Raw genomic sequence first — 25717 nt, forward strand, 5'->3', positions numbered from 1 at the left:
TCAGCCAGCTTCGGCGGAGTCGAGATGGCGGATGTCACCGAGGTTGACGACCGTGCGGTAGTGGAAGAAGTCGTCTTCGCGCAGCGTGGTGATGCTGCCGGATGGCACCCGGAAACTGGCATAGCCAGTCGCCTTGATCGGCATCTTGATCCAGGACGCCACGACGAATGTCAGGGAGCCACCGTGAGTCACGATGATCTGGTGTTCACACGGGCGCTGCAAGATCTCGTCCATGGCAGCGTAGATACGCTGCGCCAACACCGCCCTGGTCTCGGCACCCTCCACGCCCTCGTCGTGTTCCAACCGCTCCCCGACAGCCGGCGGCGGGACGAATCGCTGGTCAAGCCACTCCTGTGGCCTTCCCCCCGCCTCTCCGTAGGACTTCTCCCGCAGTCTGCGGTCCAAGATTGGTTTCACGCCGAACAGCTCGGCAACCTTCTCGGCCGTTTGCCGGGTGCGCCGCAGATCCGATGAGAAGAGCTCCACATCGACGCCGTCCGGGATCTGGGGCCGCAGCGCCTGAGCAATGGAGGCTGCCACGCTGAGGCCCACCGGCGTCAGTTGCGAATCATGCCAGCCGCCGACGATCCCCTCGACGTGGTGCGTCGCCTCCGGATGGGTGACGACGTAAATGGTGCGCATGAGTGAGCTCTTCCTGGAGGAGGCTTTTTTGAGTGATCTTAAGAGTGGTTCAGGAGTTCTCTGAATTCGATGATCACGGCTCTGTCGCCGACCGTGGTCACGGGATATCCGCGGCGATGGTGCGACCGACGACGTGGGAGAAGTGCGACATCTGGATGTCCGAGATGCTCCTGTTGCTGATCATCGCCTGGTGCTGAGAGTCGGTATTCCGAGGTTGACGGTGGTGCCGGAGCGGCGGTCGATCTGGGCAAGCTTGTCTTGGGCGCCGGCGAGGCTGACCTTGAGGCCTTCAACCTCGCCGAGCCAGCCTTCGCGTTCCGCTTCGGCGATGCGGGCTTCGAGGTTGTCGCGGATCTCGGCGATGCGGTCGCGTTGCTCGGTGACGGCCAGTGGAGCGGGCAACGCAGGCAGCTTTAACCGAACTGATCTTGATCGGCTGATGGAGTGACGGTTTCAGAGCCTGGTGACGGATGGTGACTGACTGATCCTGTTGGCCTTGGGCCCTCGGCGTGTCGCGGGGATGCGGCCGGCGTACTCATTGGAGCGCCGAGCGTCGGCGGCGCGATAGAGCGAGCCGGCGTCGTGGCAGGTCGATGTCAGTGACGATGACCGTGACCTCCTCGCCTTCCTGGACTACTTGGTCGGGTGTCTCGATGGATGCGGTGGAGAGCTCACTGGGTTCGGTGACCTGAGCGGCCGCGAGAAGCCCGGCAGTCGCCTTACTGCGGCGGTCGGCGGTGCTGACCAGCACGGGAAGCACGGGAAGCACGGGAAGGCGCTCGCGAGTGCGCCGGTCCATCCGTGCCTTGCGGTGCTTGCGTTCTTTGGCCTTTCGGATCTCGTCGTCGCTGATCGGGCAGGGAACAACCCACGGTCCCCAGCGGGCCGGTTCCTCCGCGGCCCAGGGGCGATGTCGAGGTAGCGGGCTCGGACTCGCATGAGCTCGTCCTTGGCGTTCAGCCTGGTGCTGGTGACCTCGATCGTGGCTCCGTCGGAGCCGATGGTCGTTCGTCTCTTGACGCTCAGGTCTTCTTTCCATGCGGGGGCCAGGGCCGGCGACAGCTGTAGCGAGTTGATGCCCGGCGACAGCGTCTCGATCCGGCTCCAGAACAGTCCCGCAAGGGTCCGCGAAATCGCGTCGGGCCGGGCTCCGGCCGCTTGGTGCCCTTGGTGACTATCAGATGCGGGTTGCTGGTGCGCTGAGTCTCGCGGTGCGCCACGCACCGCTGCACGGTGCTCCAGCTGACCGGATGGGACACGAGGTGGGGGCGTTGGGGCGTTGCCCGAGGCGGATGGCGCGCGTGGCGGCATCGATGTCGTCCAGGCGCAGGTGACGGACCTCGCTGCTGGAGGCGCCAACCCGCGCCCGGTACGAACTTTCCTCGCCTGGGCCATGCAGAGCCGTCAGTGCTCACGATCGCTGTCCCTGCCTGCGGGAAAGATTTCGCGCCATGTTCCCTGGACGCCGAGCGGGCCAGCCCTGCCGTCCCGACCATCTGTCAGCGCTCCTCAGAGAGATCGGCATCCCAGCGGCGGCAGCCCGCGGCGCCGCCATCCGGCAGCAACTCCGTGAGATGCCTGCCCCGGTCGTCGCCGATGCCCTCGGCTACCACGACAAGACCACCGCCCGACTTCTCAACGAGCTCGGCGGGGCATGGAGCAGATACGCCTCTGGAGATCACGGCTAACCCAGCGCTAGGGTGACGCCGTGATCAACAAGCCACCAGGAGGGGGCTGCCACGGTGCTGTCGTGATCACCAACCTCGTCATTGCTTGGTGGGTGAGCGTCCCCTTCAGCTATGCCGAATCCGGCGTGGCAGTGATCTTCGCTCTCGTGCCGCTGGTGTTGTACTGGGCTGTCCGCCTCCTCGTGGCGTTGACACACGACGCCAGCGCAGTGCGGCGCCGATTCCTCGGCTGGCTCCCGTTACCCCTGATCGTCTTGGTGCTGTGGGCTGCCGTCGACGCCGACCTGCCCTTCAAGACGCGCTTCGCCCTCTTCCAGTCCAGCATGGAGCGCTTCGCCCAGGACGTCCTGCGCGGCGGCGCGCAGGACCTTCCTGTTTGCGCGTGGACAGGACTCTTTCCGGTATGCGGCCACGTTCTCGCAGAGGAGGACGAATTCACCGGCGTCGAACTACAGATCAGCGATTGGCCGATCACGGGCTCGCGATGCTTCGTGTGGGCTACTCACGGTCAACCGCGCGCCGACGACTACGAATACGGTCTCAGGCATCTTACCGGTCCCTGGTGGGGTTGCCGAGGGTGGGACGGCTGGTAATCAACTATCGGTCTCGACACCTCGACACCTCGACACGCGCAGCGGACGACGCGACAACTCTTCACGGGTCACACACGGTGACCGTTGGAAAGAGCGCGGAGAAGAGTAAGCGACAGTTGAATACGTGACCTCAACAGTGAGTATCGACCCCGTGTCCGGCGATCGTACGGTGGGTGAGTCATCGCACCACTTCCGCGTTGATCTGCAGCCAGACGGTCGGCGACCACTGGGTGCACCTGGACCTGCCACCCCCGCTGCCGCGGTTGCAGGCCTGGACGGTGAAGGGATAGGCCCGCGGCTCGGAGCCCGAAACATGCCACGTCGTGACCCGCTTCGATCCACCAGGGACCTCGCGCTGATTCCCGTAGCCGCGAATATTGTAATGAGTTGATTTATACCCGCCGTAGTACACCTTCATGGTGCCGGCGCATGAATCGTAGATGGCGCCCAAATAGGGGCTGGCGTCGAACTTGTACCGAGGAGGGTATCCGCCGATGTTCCGGCCGCCCGCGCCGGAGGTGAGGGTGCCCAGATTAACGTAGCAGTCGGCCGACTTCGCATGCTGAGCCGCGTCGGCGGTGGCAGCCGTCGGCAGCATGATGCCCGCCGCGGTGAGAACGGCCGCGGCGACGGCCATTGCGCGAGGAAGGTTCAGGTTATTCATGACGCTCCTACCCAGACGATTTGCTCTGGGCTCAGTACATGACGGGGAACAGTGGAACGGCATGAGTACCCCCTACTCAATTCCCGGACGCGATTTCCGGTACCTGGCCGGGTAGGGCGATACGTGACAGAGCTGCGGGATGTGCTCGTCGTCGGTGGCGGTCCAGCGGGCGCGGCGGCCGCCTTGCGGCCGAACGGTTGCGTCCGCAGGCCGACGTCCTGCTGCTGGACCGCGAGGACTTCCGGCGCGACAAGGCGTGCGGCAACGGCATCGCCGGGCAAGGGCGCGATGAGCTGGACGTGGTTCACGTTCACGGTGCTGCGCGTCCCGACCCAGGGAGCTGCAGTGGGTGGGCGGTGCACGTGAACACGGACCAGGTAGGGCGGTGCGGTCCCGCGCTGCCGCATCGGCGCACCCCGCACCCACAACTGCCGCCCGCCCCAGGTAGCCTGCTCAGGAAGCCCAGCCAAGAGGCCCTACCGACATAGTCAGGCCCACTCCACCCTTCCGCGCGCACCTGCTGTTCGAGAGCGACCTGCTGCCGCAGGTATCACGGAAGGTCACTACCGCGCCCCCTCGGCGTCGAGAACTCGCGATAGTTGAACAGGCGACTCCCCACCAGTAAAACGCCGGATCCGACGGCCGGCGTTCGTACCCTTCGACGCCGACCACCACTCCTCACCGACCACCCGGACGACCTGGGCGAGACCGTGATGGGGGAGTAGCGTGAGGCAATGGATCGTCGCATCTTCGGCCTGGAGAACGAGTACGGCGTCACATGCACATTCAGGGGCCAGCGCAGGCTGTCCCCCGATGAGGTGGCCCGGTACCTGTTCCGGCGGGTCGTGTCCTGGGGCCGATCGAGCAACGTCTTCCTGCCCAACGGCGCACGTCTGTACCTGGACGTCGGCAGCCATCCCGAGTACGCCACGCCCGAGTGCGACAGCGTGATCGAACTGGTCACGCATGACAAGGCGGGGGAACGCATCCTGGAGGGCCTGCTCGTCGACGCCGAGAAGCGGCTGCGCGAGGAGGGCATCGCAGGTGACATCTACCTGTTCAAGAACAACACCGACTCGGCCGGCAACTCTTACGGCTGCCACGAGAACTACTGTGTGGGCCGGCACGGCGAGTTCGGGCGGCTGGCGGACGTGCTGATCCCGTTCCTGGTCACCCGGCAGATCATCTGCGGGGCGGGCAAGGTGCTGCAGACCCCGCGCGGCGCTGTCTACTGCGTGTCGCAGCGGGCCGAGCACATCTGGGAGGGCGTCTCCAGCGCCACCACCCGGTCCCGGCCGATCATCAACACCCGTGACGAGCCGCACGGTGACGCCGAGCGGTTCCGTCGCCTGCACGTCATCGTGGGCGACTCCAACATGAGCGAGACCACGATGCTGCTCAAGGTCGGCGCGACCGACCTGGTGCTGCGCATGATCGAGGCGGGCACGGTGATGCGCGACCTGTCGCTGGAGAACCCGATCAGGGCGATCCGCGAGGTCTCCCACGACATGACCGGTCGCCGCCGGGTGCGCCTGGCCAACGGGCGCGAGGCCTCCAGCCTGGAGATCCAGCAGGAGTACCTGTCGAAGGCGAAGGACTTCGTCGACCGGCGCGGCGGCGACGCCATCGCGCACCGGGTGCTGGAGCTGTGGGAGCGCACGCTGCGCGCGGTCGACACCGGCGACCTCGACCTGGTGTCGCGGGAGATCGACTGGGTGACGAAATACCAGCTCATCGAGCGCTACCGGAAGAAGTACGATCTGCCGCTGTCGTCGCCGCGGGTTGCGCAGCTCGACCTCGCCTACCACGACGTGCACCGCAAGCGCGGCCTGTTCTACCTGCTGCAGAAGCGCGGCTCGGTGGAGCGGGTGGCATCCGACCTGAAGATCTTCGAGGCCAAGTCGGTGCCGCCGCAGACGACCCGGGCGCGGCTGCGCGGTGAGTTCATCCGCAAGGCGCAGGAGAAGCGCCGCGACTTCACCGTCGACTGGGTGCATCTCAAGCTGAACGACCAGGCGCAGCGCACCGTCCTGTGCAAGGACCCGTTCCGCAGTGTGGACGAGCGGGTGGACAAACTCATCGCCGGCATGTGACCGAGCGGCCGGCTGGCATCGCGTCCACGGCCACGCCACTCTGCGTCTGTACGGCACCAGATCGCGCGCGGCTCACGCGGGCGGTCACGCCTTCTCCTGGCTCGTCGATCACGTCGACCGGGCCGTCACTCCCCCACTCGTCGGCCGCTACACCGCCGCGGTCGGCGGCGAACTGTTCTCCGCCGTCGCCACCCTGACCGAGCTCACCGGTTGGATGGCGTTCGATCAGCACCACAGTCACGGTGGTCTCCTCGACCGGATCGGGTGGGAGCGGATGACGTGTGCAGGCACTGTCGCGCCATGAAGGCTGCTGGCGCCGATGTGATCACCAAAGCGGAGCTCCGTAATCCGCGACGACATGGATTCCCCACTTCCGGCCTTTCCGAGGCACCCTGTCCCCCTAAGGACCCGCGGCCAACCGCATCCGATCGCCACATACGCGACGGCGCGGCGAATGAAGCGACTCAATTCGCCAATAAAATGCGCCCGTCGCGCTTCCGTCATGCAGTCGCCGAGTCGCTTTGACCAAGAAGAGCTCGGTGAGCGGAGCCATCCGCCAGCCATCCCGGGAGCATTTACCCGGAGCCGTGGCCGCCATTCCATCGACCGATGAGCCGTGGGTACGTGTCGAGCAGCTGGTGCGTGAGGGGTCGCCGCTCGCACCGTGCCACTTTGCCGCGCCCGTGGATCGGATGCCATCGGACCGCTATTCAGCCGGCTGACGCGATCGCAGCCGGACCTGAACGTCCGCCAAGTCGACGTCATCGCCGCAGGCGGCACACTGAATCTCGTGCTCAACCTCTGTGTCGCACTGCTGGTGCACGAACTCCACCGGTCCCGGGCCGATCCATTGATCGCCCCATCGCGTCAGCGAGACGATGACCGGCTTGAGTGACTGGCCCATCTCGGTCAGCAGATACTCCTGGTGACCCGGCCGGGACTCCAGAGCATGTGTCCGGAAGATCCCTGCCTCGACCAGAGTGTTGAGGCGCTTGGCCAGAATGTTCGGCGCAATGGCCAGGCTGCTCTGAAACTGGGAGTACCGGGTGAAATGCCGGAAGAGCGCGTCGCGCAGAATCAGCAGGCTCCAGCGTTCGCCGACCAGCTCCAGCGCCCGCGCTGCCGCGCAATCCTGGCCTTCGTACATCCGCCCCAGCATGCGTCTCCCCGTTTCATGCATGATGAAAGCACTCTATCTAGCATCACGCTACCATCTCGTTCGAAGGAGGTGCCACCGGCCCGCATCGGCGCGCCCCAGCAAGGTGCTCGACGACTTCTGGCACGACGCCGGGGAGGGATCGAGGCGGACATCCCTGTGAACCGGTGGCCGCAGCCGGGATTGCCGCCTCGGCGGGACCTTCCCGGTCGTGAGCGAATGATGCCAGGGGTCAAGCCTGCTGAGGCATGCCTTCGGAAGGCGTGCAGGGCCGGATCGTGGCTTGGATCTCGGTCGGGTCGTCCACACGACCACAGCCGGCGCACACCGTCTGCTGGGAGACGCCGGTGCCGCACACCGAGTGGGTGTAGAGGAGCGGCGGGTCCCCGCCGGTCGCCCACATGTCGCCCCACTCGGCGAGTGCGACCAGCGCCGGCGCGAGCGCACGCCCCCTGTCGGTCAGCAAGTACTCGTACAGCTCGGGTTGCTCGGAGTACCTGTGGCGCCACATGATCCCGGCCTCGACGAAACCGTCGAGACGGGCCTTGAGGACGTTGGTCGCGATGCCCAGGCTGCGTTGAAAGTCGCTGTAGCGGGTCGCTCCCGCGAATAAGGCGTCGCGAACAAGCAGCAAGCTCCAGCGTTCGCCGACCACCTCCAGGCTGCGTGCGATCGAACACTGCTGTGATTCGTAGGTCTTTCCCAGCATGTGCCCAGAGTAGGGGAAATGCTTGCATCATGAAAGCATCTCAGCTAGCGTGCCTTGCATGATGCAAGTTAGCGAGAAGCAGGACTACACCGCCACCATTTCGGTGGACCGGACTCCCCAGGAGGCCTTCGAGGCCATCACCAACGTGCGCGGTTGGTGGTCACAAGGGGTCGAGGGCGTCACCGACCAGGTCGGCGGCGAGTTCGTCCACCGCTACCAGGACGTCCACCGCTGCAGAGTCCGGGTCACGGAGCTCGTGCCCGGGCAGAAGGTCGCCTGGCACATCCTGGACAACTACTTCAACTTCATCGACGACCAGACCGAATGGAAGGACACCAAGGTCGTCTTCGAGATCTCCGCCAAGGACGGCGGCGCCGAGGTCCACTTCACGCATGTCGGCCTGGTCCCGCAGTACGAGTGCTACGACGTCTGCACCAACGCATGGGCCGGCTACATCAACGGCAGCCTGCGCAACCTGATCAACACGGGAACGGGCCAGCCGAACCCGAAGGAGGACGGCAACGCCCCGGAACACCAGCACGCCGCCACCGTGCAGCGCGCCAAGCGCTCACCCCAGACCAGCGACCTGGCCGGCACCGAGGCGAGCAGCGCCTGAGATGACCACGATCGCAGGCAAGAACATCCTGATCACGGGCGCCAACCGAGGCATCGGGCAGGCGCTGCTGGAAGAAGCACTGCGCAGGGGTGCCCGGCAGGTGTACGCCGGCACCCGTGAACTCTTCACCCACCCGGACGAACGCGTCACACCCCTGCTCCTCGACGTGACCGACGCGGCACAGATGCAGCAGGCCGTCCAGACAGTGCCCTCGCTCGACATTCTCGTCAACAACGCCGGCGTGGCGCTCCCCGACGATCTCAGCGACCGTGCCGCGCTCGAACACCACCTCTCCGTCAACGTTCTCGGCATCCACGGCGTGACACGGGCCTTCCTCCCCCTGCTGATCCGTTCCCGCGGCAACATCGTCAACAACCTGTCCATAGCGGCCGTGGCTCCGATGCCGATCATCCCGGCCTACTCGATCTCCAAGGCGGCCGCGTTCTCCCTGACGCAAGCACAGCGAATGCTCCTCGCCGACCAGGGCGTCACCGTCCACGCCGTCCTGACCGGCCCGACCGACACCGACATGAACCGCGAATACGACATCCCCAAGGCTTCGCGGCAATCGGTCGCGCAAGCCATCTTCGACGGCGTGGAAAAGGAGGAGGAAGACATCTTCCCCGACCCCATGTCCTCGCAGGCCATCGCCACCGATTGGCAGAACAGCCCGGCCAAGACGCTAGAGCGCGCGTTCGCCCCCGCCCCGGCACCCGAGCTCGCCGAGTCCTGAAGCACGAATCAGGTGGTATGGCGTTGACCTGTGGTGAGCCAGGGCCGCTCGATCGAACTGCCTGCCGTACGGCCCGGCACGGCCCGGGAGGTGGACCCGGTCGGACACGATGCGCGCGGCCGTCCCGGGGACACCCGGGCGGGCGTGGCAGGCCCCTGGAGCCGATCAGGCCGGCTGGGGCGTCTTCATCTCGAGCCGTTCACATGCACAACGACAAGGAGATCTGAAATGATCACTCCCAAACCGGGCAGCATTCTTCTTGGTACCACCCGGCCCGAAGAACTGCGTGACTGGTACCGCAAGGCTCTCGCACCGGCATATAAGGGGGAAGGGCCGATCGATCTGGGCGGCTTCCTGCTGGTGATCGATCAGCGCGACGATGTCGGTCCGAACAACGACGAGCCGGGCCGAATGATCCTCAACTTCCACGTCGACGACTTCGACGCCGTCGAGTCGCAACTGCGGGCGGCAGGCGTGGACTGGCTCGTTCCCGTCGAGGATCGCCCATCCGGCCGCTTCGGGACGTTCGCCGACCCCGACGGGAACTATCTCCAAATCATCCAGTTCAAGTAAGGCGCCGGGGAGCGGGTGGCATCGCCGAGCGGGATCGACTGGCCGTGGTGGTGCACCGCAACGCCCCTTGGTACACGATGATCGCGTCGAAGGTGCATGACGGGCGGCCATGGCTCCGGCGTATAGACGCGGTCGGGCTGCGGCTCCAGCAGCCCCGGATCGGCTCCAGCACCGGCTCGGGCACTGCGGGCGCGGCGGGCAGAGTGATGGTGGTACGCAGACTTCGCTCGACCCTGTACCCCATGCGGGTGTGAGAGGGAGACGGTCACCTGGGGAGCGGACAGCCTGTTGCCGCGCATCCAGGCGGTGTCCGAGCGGGCGCGGTTCAACAGGGGATGGCGATGGGCGACGAGGCGTTGATTCGCTGCTGAGCGAACGCGGTGCGGGCCTGCAAGCTCATACCGGGAAGGGCAACCGCGGCGGCCGAGCACCGCCTGGTGCCCTCCCATACCAGTTGGCGCCGCAAGGACAGGCGCTAGCGGGGCGTGTCGGCGTCTGGGATGAACGCAGCGCCGTGACCGGGGACGACGATGTCGGCCACCGCCAGTACCCGCTGACGGCCGAGGTGCAGAGCGTCGAGATCGACGGCGTGCCGGTCCCCTGCGGAGGTGGCGTCGTTCCATACGTGAGTGAAGGCCACGATCCCGTCCGGAGTGCCGGCGAGCGTGGTGATGTCCTCGTAGGTGTGCCCAGGGGTCCTGATCAGCTTGATCGACGGCGTGAGCTCGTAGCCCTCGGCGTCCCGCCAGGTCCACCGGTCACCGAAGTAGATCGCCCAATGGTCATGAAATCTGGCGTTCGGGAACAGCGCCGCGTTCAGCGTGTGGTCGGGATGATGATGGCTGAAGACGACGTCGGTCACCGACTCGGGCTCCACACCCAGCGCCCGCAAGGGATCGAGTATGAGTGACCGGCTCTTGACCATGCCGGGATCGGTCACCACGCGGACCTCGCCGTCCTGGACATATCCGACCGTGCTCGCCACACCGTCGCTGCCGTACCCCTCGTACAGGACGGTGTACGAGGCCGTCCTGGCGGCCGGAAGGTCATTCATAAGGTCGCCCCCGCGTGTTCCAGATTTCCATGAAGAGCGGCCGTAAAAAAATACCGCCAGAAAGGCGATGAGCGGCCCGTAAGTTCAGGGCGGATCGCCTCCGAGCCGCTCATCGTTTCCGCCCCGGCCCTGGCCCGGGGAAACGTGCCTTTGTGCCACCGTGAGCCGGACGATCACGCGCTGGCTTCGCACGACCACCCTCCCATAAATCTTTCCTCAGCCCCCGGCTGGCCTAAGACGTTAACGATTCTAACGAGTCGGTTTCCGAAGGCAATATCGCTTCCTGCCAACTATCGTTGCTTTCCTGCCTTGCCGGCTCCCCGCCGCTCGTGCAGATCAGCCCCTTGCTGTCCCGTCGTGCTGCTGCGCCTCATCATCGCGAGCAATCCCTGCCGGACCGGGGCGCGAGCGAAGATCGTCGGCCTGAAGGTCGGCGGCCCTGCGACCCGTGGTCCGGGCCGGCATCGATGCTGGGCACGCCGGCGTAGGCAGTGGCGATCAGCACTCCCGAACCCCGCCCCGAGCACGCAACCACGCCGTGCTACCTCAGACGTTCCACCGCTGTAGCTCTGACAGGCGAAAACCCCGCCTGCGGATGGGCAGAGGCGGGGTTCGCTGTCTCGTGATCGGGATGGAAGGGGCCTGCGGCGCGGTGCCGAGATGGGGTCAGAAGTACGGCGCCCAGTCGGGACCGATGGCCTTCGCGCTTGCGAACTGGTTGCCGCCCCGGCCGTTCCAGAGGTACAGCGTGTCGTTGTGGACGGCCGCGATGTCGGTGTGGCCGTCCCGATCGACATCGCCGAGGGACATCAGCGTGGCCGCGTACGGTGTCCAGCCGGGCCCGATCCTCGTCCTGGTGGTGAACCTGTTGCCGCCTTCGCCGTTCCAGATGTAGAGGTCTCCGGTGGCTTTCTCCACCGCGGCCAGATCGCCGATGGCGTCACCGTTGAAGTCGCCGCTGATCGGCCGGGAGTAGTTGTTCCAGCCGGCGCCGATGGTGGTCCTGCCGGAGAACTTGTTGCCGCCCTGACCGTTCCAGACGTAGAGCGTGCCGTTGAGGGTGGCCGCGATGTCGTTGTGGGCGTCCTGGTTGATGTCGCCCACGGACGTCAGCGTATCCCCGTACGGTGTCCAGCCGGGACCGACCTTCTCCGGGGTGGTGAACTCGTTGCCGCCTTCGCCGTTCCAGACGTGCAGCAGGCCAGTGCTCTTTTCGGCGGCGACCAGGTCGGTGCGCCCGTCGTCGTTGAAGTCGCCCGCGATCGGCCGGGTGAAGCCGTCCCAGCCGTCTCCGACGCGCGTTCTGCCCCAGAAGTCGTTGGCACCCTTGCCGGTCCAGAGGTTCAGCGATCCGGTCTTGGCCGAGAAGATGTCGCCCACGCCGTCAGCGTTGAAGTCGGGCGTGTTCGCCGCGGTCATCGCGGCATAGTGTGTCGCGAGCTCCTTCTTCGTGAGCGCGTGGTTGTAGATCGCGAACTTTCCGATGGCGCCCTTGAACCAGGACGCCTTGCTGCGGGTCCCAACTCGGACGGGGGCCGGTCCGGGCTTGGGCCGCACGATGACCTCGTCAGGTTCGCCGGGGCGGAAGACCAAGTTCGACGAGCTCACGAGCACACCGTTGCGGTAGCTCCGCACCTTGCCGTACTCGCCTTCCGAGGTGTCGAAGGTGAACGCGATGTGGATCCACTCGTTGACCCGCACGTCCTGCTGGATGCCCGCCCCGGCGCCGTAGCCGCCCTCGAGGTTCCAGGCGTATCCGGAGATCCGGTTGGGACGGTCCTCGTCGTTCACCTTGGAGTACATCCGGCCCGCCCATTCCTGGTCGCCGCCGCTGCCCGACTTCGTGCCCTTCCCCATGAAGTAGACGTAGCCGGACTGCTCCTCGTTGGGGAACTGCAGGGTGTGCGGCCTGATCCAGGCCTCCACGGTGAACTTGCCGGTCGTGGAGATGTGGAACTTGTCGGCGTTGGGCACCTCGAAGTATCCGGAGGATCCGTCGAAGACCGAGGCGCCGTCCCGGTTGGGAAGCTGGACCGAGCTGGTGACATTGTGGAAGGTGCCCTTGTACCCGTTGCCGGTCCGGTCGGTCTCCGTACCGTAGGACGGGTGTGACAGCCGCCAGTATGAGACAGGCCGGTGCGACAGGACCAGCTTGTCGTAGGCGCTCAGCCCCCCGGGCTGGGCCGCCGCGGATCCCTGGGCGTTCGCGGTCGCCGCCATGGGTGCGTGGACGGTCGCGATCGCCGCCGCCAGCACGGCGCTCATTCCCACCATGAGGGTGCGCCAGTGTGCCTTGCCAAACCGTCTCCGCATGACTTGAGTGCCTCGCCCTTCCTAGGTCCGTGCTCGAACGCACAAATGCTAGGAGACAGCGGTATATCGGTGGTATGTCCGATCTGTGCACGGCAGTTGGGACCCTGCGGCAGGTTTGCGCTCGGTACGGCTTCCGTTCCTACGCTCGGTCGGATCTCACCCACGAGAAGCAACGCGAGATGGTCGTTGGCGTCCCTCCTGCTCAGCGAACTGTTCAAGGGTCAGTTCGCGCCTCGGCCACCGCGCAGGCGTTCGGCGGTCGTGACCTTCCCGACGAGGGTCATGAACGGGACGATGCCGGTCTTGGCCGCGCCATGTCCGATCACCTGCGCTTGGTGAACGTCGTAGGCGGCCAGCCCCAGCGCCGGCGACCCGCCCCGGTCGTATTCGGTGGTTGATCGGCATCGTGCGGGCGGCGCCGGGTGGCCACGCAGACCTGCCGGGAGCCACCGTCCGCGCCGCTCAGGACCGGACTGACGGCCGTTCCTTCGCGGATCAGAGCCCCGGGGGCAGCGACGTTGCCCCGCCACGCGCGCGAAGCACCTCGCGGCCGCGCTGCGACTCGGGGAACCGGCCGAGCATGGCGCGCAGTTCGGCCGCCTCGACGTTCGCGCCGACCGGCTCCGTCCCCGGCTCCATGTGGACGCCCTCGGCGAGCGGCCCGCCGATCACCGGGTCGAAGCCGAGCGCGTCCACGATCGCGGCGACGACCTCGACGTCGTCCGGATCGTCACCGGCGACGGCGATCGCGCGACGGCCGGGGGCGCCGGCGGGACGGGCACCGTGCCCCTGGACGAAGCCGCGTACGCGTACCGCGCCTTCCGCGCCGGCGGGCACCGCGGCCGATGGGTGCTTACCGGGTAGGGGCCGGTCGCCACTCCTTGATGAGGTCGCGCAGCCGGGCGCCTGGATCGCCGGAGGAGCATCACCGTGCCGACGCCGTGCGGCTCTCAGTGGCCGGCGCTCATGCCTCCGTCGACGTGCAGGATCTCGCCGGTGACGAACGGAGCCTTCTCGAGGTAGACCACCGCGTCGACGATGTCGCTCACGTCGCCCATCCGCCGGACCGGGTGCAAGGCGGCGAGGGCCTGGTGGGTCTCCTGGGGGTGCATCGGGGTCTTGACCGTGCCCGGCGAGACGGCGTTGACGCGGACGCCGCGGGTCGCGTATTCGATGGCGAGGGACTTGGTGGCGGACTGCACGCCTCCCTTCGTCAGCGAGGCCAGCACAGAGGGGACATTGGAGTCGGGGTTGTCGACCAGGCTGGTGGTGATGTTGACGACGTGGCCGCCGCCTTGAGCGAGCATGTGCGGTATGGCCAGCTGGGTGATGCGGAAGAACCCGGCCAGGTTCACAGCGATCACTGCGGCGTAGTCGTCGGCGGTGTACTCGGTGAAGGGCTTGGCGATGAAGATCCCCGCGTTGTTGATCAGGGTGTCGACGCGGCCGAAGCGCTCGATGCCGGCGGCGATGACGCGCTCGGCGGTGGCGGGGTCGGCGATGTCGCCCTGGACGGTCACGACGTCGGCGTCGTCGGCGGGGGCGATCGTACGCGAGGTGGCGACGACGCCATAGCCGAGCTTGCGGTAGGCGGCGAGGAGTCCGGCACCGATGCCCTGCGACGCTCCGGTGATGACCGCGACCTTCTGACCGTGGCTGCTCATGATGACCTTCTTTGGTGTTCGAGGATGTCGGCGACGGCTACTAGCTACTAGCCGACCGGTCGCCTACCAAAAGGTAGACGACCGGTCGACAAAGGTCAAAGCTAGGCACCATCCCCGAGCTGAGGCCCGAGTGGGATCAGCCTTCCTGGATGACCCGGGATACGTGGTACTGGCGGATCCGCCACGTGTCCGGATCGCGCCGAAGGACCATCGAGAGGTGCACCGCCGTTTCCCAGCCCTTCGGGTCACGGAAGGTGACATCCGCGAATCCGCCGGCCACTTCGTCGCCGATGGTGTAGGTGCTCAGGACGGTGACCTCGGCGGTGCGGTCATCCGGAACCGCCTCGTAGTACGCGCGCACCGCGTCGCGGCCGGCGACGACCTTGGGCCCGAAGCCCTGGAAGAGGGCGTCGGGGGTGAACAGGTCGGCCATCGCGTCCACTTGGTGGCCGTCGAAAGCGGTCTTCCAGCGGTTCAGCATCTCGCGCATCGGATCGGTCATGCTGCCTGCCTTCCATGATGAGTGGCTGCGGGAGTGTACTAGTAGTCGACCGGTCTAGTAAAAATAGACGACCGGTCATACACTGCCAACATGGGACGAACCAGTGATGCCAAGGAGAGGATCCTCAGCGCCGCTCAGACGCTCATCGAGCTGCGTGGCTACTCCGCGTTGGGCGTGGCCGAGATCTGCAAGGCGGCAGGCGTGCCGAAGGGCAGTTTCTATTACTTCTTCACCTCCAAGGAGGACCTCGCCCTGGCCGTCATCGACGAGCACTGGGCAGGCCAACGCGGCAACTGGCACCGCATCCTGCAGAATGACGACCCGCCCCTCCAGCGGCTACGGCAGCTGTTCGAGGCCACCGAAGCCGACCAGCGCGCCGGCCAGCAAAGCTGCGGGACCGTCTCGGGCTGTCTTTTCGGGAACCTGACGCTCGAGATGAGCAACCAGACCGAAGCCCTCCGCGAACGCCTGCAGCAGATCTTCGAGGCGCAGGTCGACATGGTCGAAAAGGTCATCGCTGAAGCCCGGGAGCGCGACGAGGTCACGGTCGCCGACACCCACGAGGCCGCGCGATCCGTCGTCGCCCAGCTTGAAGGCCAAGTACTCTTCGCCAAGCTCTACAACAACACACAACGCCTCAACGCTCTGTGGACGAACTGCCTGGCCCTTCTCGGCGCCGCCGCCCCGCGACCGAGCTCATTAACCACCGATGAGCCCAGCGCGGTGAGCACTGGCTGATCTGCAGTTCCTCTCGTCCAGCCAGGCCTCATCCGCTCGCACTGCGGCGGTGTGTCTTCTCCTACGGCAGCCGAACATGCGGGAGCATGAATCTGTGAGCGCAGGCGTTTCACGTGCGTCTTTCCCTGCCCAGGCTTGATGGCAAGGACACCACCAGCGTAGGAGGCCCTGTTCGGTGCATGCGAGCGCGGCGACGAGGAATCAAGAGTTGCCCCGGCAAGATTGCGCGGCGACGGTGCTGGGCGGTCCCACGACTGTCATCGATGTCGGTGGGCTTCGCATCGTCGTGGATCCGACCTTTGATGATCCTGGCCCTCACGGCTACCTGACCAAGACGCTCGGCCCGGCGGTGCCCGAGGACCGGCTGGGGCCGGTCGATCTGGTGCTGGTCAGCCACGACGCGCATCCGGACAACTTCGACGACCGGGGGCGCGCGTTCGCCATGGCGGCGCCGGTGGTGCTCACCGTGCCCAGCGCGGCCGACAGGCTGGGCTCTCCGGCGGTCGGCCTGGCTCCCTGGACGACCTTCATGGTGCCGCGCCCGGACGATGGTGGGGAACTGGCCGTTCTGGCGGTCCCGGCAGTGCACGGCCCTGAAGACGGCGAGCGGGACGCAGCGGGCAACATCAACTGCGAGGTCACCGGGTTCGTCCTGTCCGGCCGGGGCCTGCCCACCGTCTACGTGAGCGGCGACAACGCCTCCATGCGTGCTGTGGCTGAGATCTCCCGCCGCGTCCCGGGCATCGACGCAGCTGTACTCAACGCCGGAGCAGCCCGCGTCACGGGCAAGTTCCGGGAGCGTCCGGTGTCGATGGACAGCCGCCGGACCGCGGCCGCAGCCGCGGTGCTCGGCGCCACCGTGGTCATCCCGGCTCACTACGACGGGTGGACGCACTTCTCCGAGGGCCGGACGGAGCTGGAGACGGCGTTCGACGACGCCGGCCTCTCGTCGCTGCTGCGTCTGGTCGATCACGGATCCTGGGCGGCGCTGCGCGGCTGAGCCGCCTCGGCAACGATGTTCGCGAAGCGGCGGAAGAGGGCTGCCGCGGTGCAGGCCAGGGCACCATCCTGGCACCAGCGGGTGGCTTGGGCCCCTCATGGGGTCTGCCGAGCGGTAAGCCCACCTGGGTGGGGAGAGATCCGCCCGGGCCACCAGGCGGATCTCTCCGTGACAGTCCCTGCGGCTCAGCTGAGCGCCCTGCGCCTGACGGCGGCAAGGCCGCCGCAACGAGGACGGCGGTGACGCCTGTCATGATCAGAATGGCTGTGACCGTGAAGGGCTCGCCGGAGATGACCACGGGCAGGTTGGGGTAGGGCACGGCGTACTTGGCGATCCAGTAGTCGATGCCGAGGATCGGGCCGAGCACCTCGCCGAAGAGGTTGACGAACAGGAAGGCCGCCCAGGAGATCGCGGCCGCGGCGCGGGGCAGCAGGCCGAAGGCCAGGACGCCGACCCCGGCCAGGATCCAGGTGGCGGGCACCTGCACCAGGGCGCCGGCGAGCACCTTGCCGGGCGTCCCCGCCACCAGGCCCATGGTCAGCCCGGCGGCGGTGAGGATCAGGACGCTTCCGGCCAGGGCGAAGAGCAGGTGGCCGGCGACCCAGCGCACGCGGGAGACCGGGGCGGACAGGAGGAGTTCGGCGCGGCCGGAGATCTCCTCGTTGCGCAGTCGCAGCAGGGCCAGCAGTGGGTAGAGGGCCGAGACGTAGCCGAGGCTGAGCGCGATCAGCCACAGGTAGGCGTCGGTCATGGTGGCCTCGGGCGAGGCAGTGTAGCGGCGGAAGAACTCTTCCACGGCGGCGCCCTGCCGGGCGACCTCCTCGATGGAGGTGGCCAGAGCGCCCAGGACAGCCCAGCGATCGCGTATCCGGCGATCCAGCCGCCGAGCAGGCCCTTCTGCAGCCGCCAGGCAATGCTCAGGGGGCTGCGCAGCCGGTCGGAGGCGGCCGGGCCGGGCCGTTCGGGGATCAGACCGTGTCCCAGGTCGCGCCGGGCGCGCAGCCGGTAGGACAGCGCGAGGGTCGCGGCGGTGAAGGCGAGGCTGAGCAGCAGCGCTTTCCCTCGATGCGCACCACGTGCAGGTCCGGCATCCGGGCCAGCCCCTCGGGTGAGGAGGCCAGCTCGGCGGTGACCTGGCTGCGAGCCAGGCCGCGCAGCCGGGACAGGGGGCCGGCCTCGACCGTCCGGCCCCGGCGGATGATCGTGACGCGGTCGCACAACGCCTCGACCTCCGACAGGATGTGGCTGGACAGCAGCACGGTCCGGCCGCGGGCCTTCTCCTCGGCCACGCACTGCTGGAAGACCGCCTCCATCAGCGGGTCCAGGCCGGAGGTGGGCTCGTCCAGGATGAGCAGGTCGGCGTCGGAGACGAACGCCGCCACCAGCGCCACCTTCTGCCGGTTGCCCTTGGAGTAGGTCTTGGCCTTCTTGCGCGGGTCCAGCTCGAACCGCTCCAACAGCTCCGCCCGCCGGACCCGGTCCAGACCGCCACGCAGCCGGCCGAGCAGGTCGATCACCTCGCCGCCGGTCAGGCCCGGCCACAGGCTCACGTCGCCGGGCACGTACGCCAACCGCCGGTGCAACTCGGCCGCCTCGCTCCACGGGTCGCCGCCCAGCAGCGTCGCCCGGCCGGCCTCGGGCCGCAACAGGCCCAGCAGAGTCCTGATGGTGATCGACTTCCCGGCCCCGTTCGGGCCGAGGAAGCCGTGCACCTCCCCGGCTCGTACGGTCAGGTCCAGACCGTCCAGGGCCCCGGCCCGGCCGAAGGACTTGACCAGTCCCTCCACCTCGATGGCCAGTTCCATGGCCGCCACGCTCCTCGTCTTGTGCCCTTTGGTCTTGGTCAAGACGGTAGAAGCGGCGATCATCCGAAGGTATCGGGCATGTTCCCCTATTCGAGGCTCAGGCGGGCCAGCTCCGTCAGCTCCTGCGGGGGTGAGCTCGGCCAGCGCGCCAGGAGAGTCAGCTTCGAACGCCGTGCCCTGCGACGGGCTGCCGCCGCGGCGTTGGCGACCAGCCTGATGATCATCATGGTCGGCACGCTCGTCACCGGCACCGGGGGGCACGCGGGCGATTCGTCTGACGTGCCACGCATGCCGATGAACTGGACCGCGATGGCCTGGATGCACGCGGCCGCCGCCGTGCTCGTGCTCGCCCTCGCCGGCGCTCTGCGGGCCGGAACGGCGTTCCCGAAGCACCAGATCAGTCATGTTCGGCGAGGGCCTGGCCGGGAGCGGCCCACCACGCGGACATGAACCGGAACGTGCGGCCCCTCGTGCCGGCAGCCCAGTACCCGGGAGTCCGGCAGCAGGTGCATGTCCTCCTACGCCCCAGGCGACGAGCACTGTCTGTGACAGCCATCAGGTCCAGACCCTCGCAAAGGCGTCGCCCATTCTGAACCCTGTTCCCCGGACAGCACATCTTTTGAAATCATGAACGCCGACCGGCAAAGACCTCTACGCGGAAGCAGTGCCATGGCCAACCCCCTACGCGACGGTGACCCGACCCACATTGGCCCCTACCGGCTGCACGCACGGCTCGGCGGGGGCGGGATGGGACAGGTGTTCCTGGGCCGCTCCCCCGGCGGGCGCCTGGTGGCCGTGAAGGTGGTGCGCCCCGAACTGGCCGACAACGTGGACTTCCGGCGCCGCTTCGCCTCCGAGGTGGAGGCCGCCCGTAAGGTCGGCGGGTTCTACACCGCCCAGGTGGTGGACGCTGACACCGACGCCGACCCGCCGTGGCTGGCCACCGCCTACATCCCCGGCCCCTCCCTGCGCCAGGCCATCGATGACCACGGGCCGCTGCCCGCAGAGTCGGTCGCGGTGCTGGGAGCCGGGCTGGCCGAAGGGCTCGCCGCCGTGCACGCCTGCGAGGTGGTGCACCGCGACCTCAAACCCGCCAACGTCATACTCGCCGAGGACGGGCCCCGCCTGATCGACTTCGGCATCGCCCGCGCTCTGGACGCCACCAGCCACACCCAGACCTCCGCCGTGCTGGGGACCGCCGCGTTCATGTCTCCCGAACAGGCCACCGGCCAGATGGTCGGCCCGGCCTCGGATGTGTTCTCACTCGGCTGCGTGCTGGCCTTCGCCGCAACCGGCCGTGGCCCCTTCGGGGAGGGTCCCGTCCACGCGGTCGTCTTCCGCGTGGTGCACGCCGACCCCGATCTGACAGGGGTGCCCGCCTCGCTGGCCGGTCTGGTGGCGGCCTGCCTGGCCAAGGACCCCGCCGCCCGGCCCGACCTGGAGCAGGTGCTGGCCCACCTCGCCGCGCTCGCTTCGCCTGGCGCCGGCCCCGTCCAGGGGCGGTGGCTGCCTGAGGCACTCACCCAAGTCATCGCCGCACGACGGACCCTGGCGCTGACCGCCGTCGAACACCCGGCCACAGGCGTGGACGGTGGCGGTCCCCGAACGATGACCCCACCGCCGGCCGACCACCCGCACCTGCAGCGGGCATCGCAGCCCTTACTGGTCAACGAACGCCGCCACCTGCGCGGCGGCAAACCGCTGTACCCGGCCACCGGGTACCAGATCGCGCTCTATGTACTGCTTGCCCTCTTTGCCCTGGTCGCTGTGAGCACCGCGGTCCACCAGCTCGCCGTTGCCGACGATGCAGGACGGATGTTCCCGGAGGATACCCACGACGACATCCAGGAGTCCCTTGAGGAAGCCGGCGTCATCATGTTGGTGGCCCAGATCATCTCCGGCGTGGGACTGGCGGTGTGCTGGCAGCTCTGGTTCTTCCGGGTGCGAGCCGTCGCCGAACGGCTGGCACCCGGTCGGCTGCGCTACCGCCCCTCCATGGCCGTGTACGGCTGGTTCATCCCGATCGGGAACCTGTGGCTTCCCAAGCAGATCGCCGACGACATCTGGCACGCCTCCAGCCCGCCCGGGCACAGCGGGCCGATGTCCCCGGCTGGTCTTCTGCACGCGTGGTGGGCCCTGTGGCTGGTCACCTTCCTGACTTGGCCCTTCTTCTGGGTCGAGTGGACGGACTTCCTCAGTACACGGACCTACGACGCCGGCGAGTACGAGGCGTACAAATTCACACCGGTCGTCTGGGCCAACCTGGCCCTGCACGTGCTCGTCGTGCCGACGGTGATCGTCACCGCTCTGTACGTGCGCAGACTGAGCGCCATGCAGGCGGCCAAACTCCACGGCTGACCCGGCAGGCACCGGTGGCGGACCACCGGGCGAGCGCCACGCAGCTGCGGGCACGTCTGCCGGATCAGTGGGTTCGGGCGGGTGTGCAGCAGCCCCAGGAAACGGTTGCCGTGGATCTTCTCCGGCAGGATCCCGACCATCACGTCATGATCCAAAGATCCGAAGCAGCCGGAATCAGGAGGCTGCTCGTGGCAGCCGGGAAGGCGCGTTCGGTGCTTGGCCGTGCCCTTGCCGGTACCGGCGCCTCGACCCTGCACAGCACCGCATCCAGCAAGGCCGCCTACACAACAGCCTCACCTTCTGCGCTCGCGGCGCTCCACCGACAAGTGAAGACGTTGTTTGACATGATTGGTCAGCACCTTGAGAGATGCGGGGCAACTCCTCGCCGGTCAGGGTACCGAGGGAGGCCGGCCGGACGAAGCGGCCAAGGACAGCGCGGCGCAGGCGCCGTCGCTTCCGGTTGGACCGCGTACGGCATGTGGCCGCCGGCCAGGTCCATCACGGCGGTCCCGGCCGGGGTCTGCGACCCAACCCTAGGCATGGCGGAGCGGGGGCTCGAGGTCGCCTGGACTGGCGCTGGCCAGCACGTGAAGGGGGACGGTGGAGTCCGTCAGAGCGGACGCGAGCGCGCTGGGCACGGGCAGCAAGGCGATCACGCCGGGCGTGCTCCTCCATCCGCCATGACCGTCGTCATCGCTCGAACCAGTGCGTGAAGCTGTCCTCGGCCCGCCAGCTGCCGTCCGGCTCCTGCCGCACGGTGAACGCGCCGCGTCCACGCAGACCGGCCAGCTCGCCGGTGCCGGATCCCGGCACCACCGTCCAGTAGCCCTGCGCCGACCCCGGCCGGTCCCCGAAGCCGTAGCAGGTCAGCACGAACGATCCGGACCGGCCGTCGACCGTGCCGACGATGCGTTCGACTCCGGCGACGATCTGCGAGCCGTCGGGCTGGACGACCCGGACGTGATCGGCGTGCCCGAGCCCCTCGATCCCGCCGCTGAACTTCTCGGTCATCAGCGTCGCGAACACCGCCGGACCGCCCTCGACCTGCGGGCCGATGTCCAGTTTGTCCATGCTGAGCACCTTTACAGAGCTGAGGTGCGTCACAGCGTCCGCCGGCGGGTGCTCTTCGGCGTACGTGGTGGGCCCTTCGGTCAGCCCTCCCCAGGAGAAGGTCATATGGTCCTTCCTTTCCGCCGATGCCTCGGCAATTATCAAACCAAACTGTTCAGTTTGATTATGGAGCAAAGCGAAAGCGTTCACGCCTCTCACCCCATGGCCGGTCAGCTGATGGTGATCGCGCGCAGGAACAGGTCCACGATCCGCTCGACCCGCTCGCGGGACGGGGCGGCCACCGGCCCGTCGACCGCCACGATCCCGTCCGGCAGGATGTAGGTCAGGACGCCCCCCACGAACAACCGGGTGGCCGCCTCCACATCCTCGACGTCGATCACCCCGCAGTCACGAGCCCGTTCCAGCAGCTCCGCCACCAGGTGCCGGACGCCACTGGTGATCGTCTGCGCCCACAACCGCCCGATCTCCGGCACGCGGGGCGCGTCGGCGATGATGACCCGCGCCAGCGCGAGATAGTCGCTGCCGGCGACGATCTCCAGCACCTCACATGCCAGGTCCGTCAACGTTTGGCGCAACTCGGGCAGCGAGCCCACCGGCCGGTCGCTCTCCAGCACCGCGTGGTCCCGGTTCAGCCGCGACAACAGGGAATCGAGCACGTCCACCATGAGCTGCTCTTTGCTGCGGTAGTAGACGTACAACGTCTGCTTCGACACCCCCGCGGCCTTCGCGATGGCATCCGTCGTCGCGCCGGCGAACCCCTCGGCCAGGAACACCCTCGTGGCGCCCTGGTGGATCTGCGCCCGCTTGGCCCGGCTCCGCGCCGAGTCCTGACTCATCACTGCCGGACCTCCATGTATCAAACCGTACTGTTCAGTTTGATATGTCGTCAAGACCGGAGCCACTCTCCGAGGAGGAGGCCACTGCTCAACGGCGCGTAGTTCCTGGGAACTAGGCAGGTCAGTGCCGGCGCCCGATGTGCCGGGCACCCGTGCCTTCCTAGGCTCTCGGACGTGCTCAAACGTGTTGTCGCAGTTCTGCTCGCGGTCGCTGCTCTGCTCGCCTGGGCGGCGCCCGCGGTGGCCCATGGCCGCAGCGGGGAGGCCGATGTGCGCTTCGCCCAGACGATCGCCGGCATGGAGATCACCGTCGTGGTGCGGGCGAGCGTGCGGGTGCCGTCGCCGCTGCACGTCGATGTGGTCGCCCACGGGCCCGGTCGGGGCGGGCGGCTCGACCTGGCGCTCCGCTCGGTCGAGGGCGGCGGCGCCTCGTCCGGTAGCGTGCGGGTCGAGGCGGGCCGGCCGGGGATGTACCCGGTGGTCCTGTCGGTGGCTCGGGTGGGCCCGCACGAGCTGGAGCTGCGTGCGGGCGCGGAGCGTTCGGTGTTGCCGTTCACGGTGCTGGTGCCGCGGGCGCCGCTGTGGGAGGTCGTGGTGTACGCGGCCTTCGCCTGCGCCGCGGTGGCGTTGCTCGGCGCGCTGGTGAGTGCCGCGATGTCGAGGCGCGTGGTCGCCACCTGCTTCGGGGGCGGCTTCGCGGTGGCGGTCGTCGTCGCGTTCACCACGGGACTGCTCTCCTCGTGGTTCGGCCCGCCCGTCCCGGAGGGCGCGCCCGCGGCGGATGCGCCGCTCGGGCGGCCCAACGCGCAGCCGGTGATCGAGGTGCTGCCCGAGCGGCCGGCGCGCCGGTCGGAGTTCGTGCTGCGGGTGGAGTTGTACGACGGGTCGACCGGGCGGCCGGCCGACGACCTGGTCGAGCATCACGCGGCGTTGACCCACATGGTCGTGACCAGCCAGGACGGTGCCTACTTCCGGCACGTACATCCGACCCGCACCGGGCCGGGCACGTACGAGGTGCGGCTGCGGGCCGAGGAGGCGGGCCGCCACCTCGTGTACGCCGAGTTCGAGCGGGCCGACGCGGGCGGGCAGCTGGTGTCCGGCGCGTTCACGGTCGGTGAGCCGAGGGGGTCCGCTTCGGTCGCTGAGCCCGCGCGGCCGGCGGCCGGTCCCGGGCCGCCGGTCACCGTACCGGCCAGGCCGGTGGCCGGCCGGCCGGTACGGATCACGCTCGACGCCGGGACGGCCGATCTGCAGCCGTGGCTCGGCATGGCGGGCCACCTGATCGTCCGCAGCCAGGACGGCGGCTACCTCGGGCACATACACGAAGCCGGCTCCATGGCCGCGGAGAACCCGCCCGACGAGTCCGTCGCCCGCTTCGGGCCGAGGCTGGAGTTCACCTTCAGCTTTCCCCGCCCGGGCCGCTACCTGGCCTGGATCCAGTACGCCAGGAACTACGAGATCGTCACCGTGCCGCACCTCATCGAGGTCACGGCGGAAACGAGCCCCCGATGAGACGGTGGACGTACCTCACCCTGCCCTTGCTGTTGATCGCGGCCGGGATCGCCTGGATCCTGGGCGGCGGCACCGGCACCGGCCCCGTCGAGTTGTCGGCGCGGGGCGCGCACTACGCGGTCACGGTGGCGCTGGAGCCGAGCACCGGGCCGGTGGAGGCGCGGGTCGAGGTCGACCCCGCACCGGCGGAGGTGTCGCTGTTCGCGGTGATGCCCCACATGGGTCACACGACCCCGGAGATCGTCGCCGCGCCCGACGGCCCAGGCCGGTACGTGGCGCGCGGCGAGCTGTTCACCATGACCGGCGCCTGGGAGATCGCCGTCCGCGTCCGCGGACCCTCGGGCACCGAGATCGTCAAAGTCACCACATTGGTCGGACACGGAGAAGAGGAGACGCCATGACGGCGATGTACGCGAGACCCAGCCCACCCGATGTGCGGGAGGTCCCGCGCCGGGAGGTGACCGGCGCCTGGTTCCTGCTGTTCGGCTACACCGTGCTGCTGACCGGCATGGTGTGGGACGGCCAGTGGCACGGGGACGTGGGTCCCGACAACTTCTGGACCGCGCCGCACCTGCTGCTCTACACCGGGACCGCGATCATCGGGCTGACCTGCCTGGCGGTGGTGCTGCTGTCGACGTGGGCGCGGGGGCCGGTCACCGGCACCCCGTCGGTGACGGTGTGGCGGACGTTCCGGGCGCCGTGGCCGTTCCTGGTGGGCGGGCTCGGCGCGTCGGGCAACCTGGTGTACGCGGGCTCCGACCTGTGGTGGCACGAGCTGTACGGCTTCGACATCGCGGCCGGGGCGACGCCCTCGCACCTGGGGCTGGGGTTGTCGATCCAGGTCGAGGTCTTCGCCATGGTGATGGCGTTCGCCGTGCTGCGCCGGACCCGGGCCGAGCGGTGGGGGCTGGCGCTGGCCGTCGGCGTGGCCACCTTCGGCTCCACGTCGGCGTTCGGCCTGGTGTCGGAGCTCGTTTTCAGCTGGCTGCCGGGGGTGGCGCCGCGGGTGCTCGGGCTCGGCGCGGTGGGAGCGCTGACCCTGAGCCTCATTATCGGCCTGACCCGGGGCTGGCAGTGGCCGGCCGCGGCGGGTCTGGCGTTCCTCGTCGTGCAGGGCGCGCTCGCGTTGTTCGCACCGGCCGCCACCCGCTGGTACGCCGAGGCGATCGGCCAGCCGATGCGCGACTACGCCGCGAACGCGCCGCAGGCCCTGATCGCGCACCCGGCGACCTTCCCGCTGATCGCGTTGCTGGCCGGAGGGGCGGTGGCCTGGGCCGTACGGCGGGGCGTCGGCCCGCTCAGGATCACGGCGGCGGTCGGCGTGCTCGCCGGGCTCAACACCGCGATCTTCTACAACGTGGTCGGGATGGAGATGAACCTGCTGGTCACGTTGCCGG

At 68.1% G+C, this 25717-nt stretch carries 30 protein-coding genes; 14 read left to right on the forward strand and 16 right to left on the reverse strand.

Annotation, left to right across the window (positions count from 1 at the left end; all coding sequences use genetic code 11):
- From ETD86_RS23275 to ETD86_RS57140, 3 genes are all read right to left on the reverse strand, one after another.
- Complete coding sequence (locus tag ETD86_RS23275; protein WP_138668274.1) at window positions 1–642, reverse strand: histidine phosphatase family protein; 642 nt, start codon at window positions 640–642, stop codon at window positions 1–3.
- A gap of 180 nt (window positions 643–822) precedes the next feature.
- Window positions 823–1044, reverse strand: coding sequence for a recombinase (locus ETD86_RS23280; protein WP_211370255.1), 222 nt, complete (start codon window positions 1042–1044; stop codon window positions 823–825).
- A 133-nt stretch (window positions 1045–1177) separates the two neighbouring features.
- Window positions 1178–1393 (reverse strand): S1 RNA-binding domain-containing protein, encoded by a 216-nt coding sequence (locus ETD86_RS57140; protein ID WP_211370256.1) that lies wholly within the window; start codon window positions 1391–1393, stop codon window positions 1178–1180.
- A gap of 700 nt (window positions 1394–2093) precedes the next feature.
- On the opposite strand from ETD86_RS57140, the gene ETD86_RS23290 reads away from it, so the two are divergent.
- Together ETD86_RS23290 and ETD86_RS23295 are read left to right on the forward strand one after the other, a co-directional pair.
- Window positions 2094–2330 (forward strand): hypothetical protein, encoded by a 237-nt coding sequence (locus ETD86_RS23290; protein WP_138668275.1) that lies wholly within the window; start codon window positions 2094–2096, stop codon window positions 2328–2330.
- A gap of 62 nt (window positions 2331–2392) precedes the next feature.
- On the forward strand, window positions 2393–2923 hold the full coding sequence (locus ETD86_RS23295; protein ID WP_138668276.1) for a hypothetical protein: 531 nt from the start codon (window positions 2393–2395) through the stop codon (window positions 2921–2923).
- Window positions 2924–3101: 178 nt separating this feature from the next.
- Here ETD86_RS23295 and ETD86_RS23300 read toward each other — a convergent pair whose 3' ends face one another.
- Window positions 3102–3587, reverse strand: coding sequence for a hypothetical protein (locus ETD86_RS23300; protein ID WP_138668277.1), 486 nt, complete (start codon window positions 3585–3587; stop codon window positions 3102–3104).
- Between the two features lie 734 nt (window positions 3588–4321).
- Between ETD86_RS23300 and pafA the strand changes: the two genes are divergently transcribed.
- Window positions 4322–5680, forward strand: a complete 1359-nt coding sequence (pafA, locus tag ETD86_RS23310; protein ID WP_138668278.1) for a Pup--protein ligase — start codon at window positions 4322–4324, stop codon at window positions 5678–5680.
- Here pafA and ETD86_RS23315 read toward each other — a convergent pair.
- The 3 genes from ETD86_RS23315 to ETD86_RS23325 all read right to left on the reverse strand — a co-directional run bounded on the left by ETD86_RS23315 (window position 5664) and on the right by ETD86_RS23325 (window position 7545).
- Entirely contained in the window at window positions 5664–5921 is a 258-nt protein-coding gene (locus tag ETD86_RS23315; protein WP_138668279.1) for a hypothetical protein, read from the reverse strand. The genes pafA and ETD86_RS23315 overlap by 17 nt on opposite strands.
- A gap of 465 nt (window positions 5922–6386) precedes the next feature.
- On the reverse strand, window positions 6387–6827 hold the full coding sequence (locus ETD86_RS23320; protein ID WP_211370257.1) for a winged helix-turn-helix transcriptional regulator: 441 nt from the start codon (window positions 6825–6827) through the stop codon (window positions 6387–6389).
- A 241-nt stretch (window positions 6828–7068) separates the two neighbouring features.
- Window positions 7069–7545, reverse strand: a complete 477-nt coding sequence (locus ETD86_RS23325; protein ID WP_138668281.1) for a winged helix-turn-helix transcriptional regulator — start codon at window positions 7543–7545, stop codon at window positions 7069–7071.
- A 58-nt stretch (window positions 7546–7603) separates the two neighbouring features.
- Between ETD86_RS23325 and ETD86_RS23330 the strand changes: the two genes are divergently transcribed.
- The 4 genes from ETD86_RS23330 to ETD86_RS23345 all read left to right on the forward strand — a co-directional run bounded on the left by ETD86_RS23330 (window position 7604) and on the right by ETD86_RS23345 (window position 9721).
- The gene (locus tag ETD86_RS23330) at window positions 7604–8161 is read left to right on the forward strand and encodes an SRPBCC family protein (RefSeq protein ID WP_138668282.1); all 558 of its coding nucleotides are present in this window, start codon (window positions 7604–7606) and stop codon (window positions 8159–8161) included.
- 1 nt (window position 8162) lies between these two features.
- Window positions 8163–8894 (forward strand): SDR family NAD(P)-dependent oxidoreductase, encoded by a 732-nt coding sequence (locus tag ETD86_RS23335; RefSeq protein ID WP_138668283.1) that lies wholly within the window; start codon window positions 8163–8165, stop codon window positions 8892–8894.
- A gap of 228 nt (window positions 8895–9122) precedes the next feature.
- A complete protein-coding gene (locus tag ETD86_RS23340; RefSeq protein WP_138668284.1) occupies window positions 9123–9467 on the forward strand; it encodes a VOC family protein in 345 nt (114 codons plus the stop codon).
- Window positions 9468–9511: 44 nt separating this feature from the next.
- Entirely contained in the window at window positions 9512–9721 is a 210-nt protein-coding gene (locus ETD86_RS23345) for a hypothetical protein (RefSeq protein WP_138668285.1), read from the forward strand.
- 221 nt (window positions 9722–9942) lie between these two features.
- Here ETD86_RS23345 and ETD86_RS23350 read toward each other — a convergent pair whose 3' ends face one another.
- The 5 genes from ETD86_RS23350 to ETD86_RS23370 form a co-directional block, all read right to left on the reverse strand.
- Complete coding sequence (locus tag ETD86_RS23350) at window positions 9943–10521, reverse strand: MBL fold metallo-hydrolase (RefSeq protein WP_138668286.1); 579 nt, start codon at window positions 10519–10521, stop codon at window positions 9943–9945.
- A 666-nt stretch (window positions 10522–11187) separates the two neighbouring features.
- Window positions 11188–12834 carry an FG-GAP-like repeat-containing protein gene (locus ETD86_RS23355; protein WP_138668287.1) on the reverse strand — a complete coding sequence of 549 codons (1647 nt, stop codon included), beginning with the start codon at window positions 12832–12834 and terminating at the stop codon, window positions 11188–11190.
- Window positions 12835–13329: 495 nt separating this feature from the next.
- Window positions 13330–13671 (reverse strand): NAD(P)-binding domain-containing protein, encoded by a 342-nt coding sequence (locus tag ETD86_RS23360; protein WP_211370258.1) that lies wholly within the window; start codon window positions 13669–13671, stop codon window positions 13330–13332.
- A 113-nt stretch (window positions 13672–13784) separates the two neighbouring features.
- Window positions 13785–14498, reverse strand: coding sequence for an SDR family NAD(P)-dependent oxidoreductase (locus tag ETD86_RS23365; protein WP_138668288.1), 714 nt, complete (start codon window positions 14496–14498; stop codon window positions 13785–13787).
- A 136-nt stretch (window positions 14499–14634) separates the two neighbouring features.
- The gene (locus ETD86_RS23370) at window positions 14635–15000 is read right to left on the reverse strand and encodes a YybH family protein (protein ID WP_138668289.1); all 366 of its coding nucleotides are present in this window, start codon (window positions 14998–15000) and stop codon (window positions 14635–14637) included.
- A gap of 90 nt (window positions 15001–15090) precedes the next feature.
- Between ETD86_RS23370 and ETD86_RS23375 the strand changes: the two genes are divergently transcribed.
- The gene (locus ETD86_RS23375) at window positions 15091–15738 is read left to right on the forward strand and encodes a TetR/AcrR family transcriptional regulator (RefSeq protein ID WP_138668290.1); all 648 of its coding nucleotides are present in this window, start codon (window positions 15091–15093) and stop codon (window positions 15736–15738) included.
- Window positions 15739–15946: 208 nt separating this feature from the next.
- The gene (locus ETD86_RS23380; protein WP_211370259.1) at window positions 15947–16738 is read left to right on the forward strand and encodes an MBL fold metallo-hydrolase; all 792 of its coding nucleotides are present in this window, start codon (window positions 15947–15949) and stop codon (window positions 16736–16738) included.
- A 968-nt stretch (window positions 16739–17706) separates the two neighbouring features.
- On the opposite strand, the gene ETD86_RS23385 is transcribed toward ETD86_RS23380, so the two are convergent.
- Window positions 17707–18543 (reverse strand): ABC transporter ATP-binding protein, encoded by an 837-nt coding sequence (locus ETD86_RS23385; RefSeq protein ID WP_138668303.1) that lies wholly within the window; start codon window positions 18541–18543, stop codon window positions 17707–17709.
- Between the two features lie 78 nt (window positions 18544–18621).
- Between ETD86_RS23385 and ETD86_RS23390 the strand changes: the two genes are divergently transcribed.
- A complete protein-coding gene (locus ETD86_RS23390; protein ID WP_138668291.1) occupies window positions 18622–18993 on the forward strand; it encodes a hypothetical protein in 372 nt (123 codons plus the stop codon).
- A 219-nt stretch (window positions 18994–19212) separates the two neighbouring features.
- A complete protein-coding gene (locus ETD86_RS23395) occupies window positions 19213–20901 on the forward strand; it encodes a protein kinase domain-containing protein (protein ID WP_138668292.1) in 1689 nt (562 codons plus the stop codon).
- 533 nt (window positions 20902–21434) lie between these two features.
- Here the strand turns inward: ETD86_RS23395 and ETD86_RS59190 are convergent.
- The 3 genes from ETD86_RS59190 to ETD86_RS23405 all read right to left on the reverse strand — a co-directional run bounded on the left by ETD86_RS59190 (window position 21435) and on the right by ETD86_RS23405 (window position 22808).
- On the reverse strand, window positions 21435–21557 hold the full coding sequence (locus ETD86_RS59190) for a hypothetical protein (protein WP_281286950.1): 123 nt from the start codon (window positions 21555–21557) through the stop codon (window positions 21435–21437).
- A 34-nt stretch (window positions 21558–21591) separates the two neighbouring features.
- Window positions 21592–22077, reverse strand: a complete 486-nt coding sequence (locus ETD86_RS23400) for a DUF3224 domain-containing protein (protein ID WP_138668293.1) — start codon at window positions 22075–22077, stop codon at window positions 21592–21594.
- A gap of 104 nt (window positions 22078–22181) precedes the next feature.
- On the reverse strand, window positions 22182–22808 hold the full coding sequence (locus tag ETD86_RS23405; RefSeq protein WP_170223228.1) for a TetR/AcrR family transcriptional regulator: 627 nt from the start codon (window positions 22806–22808) through the stop codon (window positions 22182–22184).
- A gap of 174 nt (window positions 22809–22982) precedes the next feature.
- Here ETD86_RS23405 and ETD86_RS23410 point away from each other — a divergent pair, with 174 nt between their 5' ends.
- The 3 genes from ETD86_RS23410 to ETD86_RS23420 all read left to right on the forward strand — a co-directional run.
- Window positions 22983–24320, forward strand: a complete 1338-nt coding sequence (locus tag ETD86_RS23410) for a hypothetical protein (protein ID WP_170223229.1) — start codon at window positions 22983–22985, stop codon at window positions 24318–24320.
- Entirely contained in the window at window positions 24317–24721 is a 405-nt protein-coding gene (locus ETD86_RS23415) for a hypothetical protein (protein ID WP_138668296.1), read from the forward strand. Before ETD86_RS23410 ends, ETD86_RS23415 begins: the two co-directional genes overlap by 4 nt.
- Window positions 24718–25717: hypothetical protein (locus ETD86_RS23420; protein WP_138668297.1), on the forward strand; the 1000-nt coding region annotated here is incomplete at its 3' end. The genes ETD86_RS23415 and ETD86_RS23420, both read left to right, overlap by 4 nt.

Origin of the sequence: Nonomuraea turkmeniaca, from assembly GCF_005889735.1 — a bacterium.
Classification (GTDB): domain Bacteria; phylum Actinomycetota; class Actinomycetes; order Streptosporangiales; family Streptosporangiaceae; genus Nonomuraea; species Nonomuraea turkmeniaca.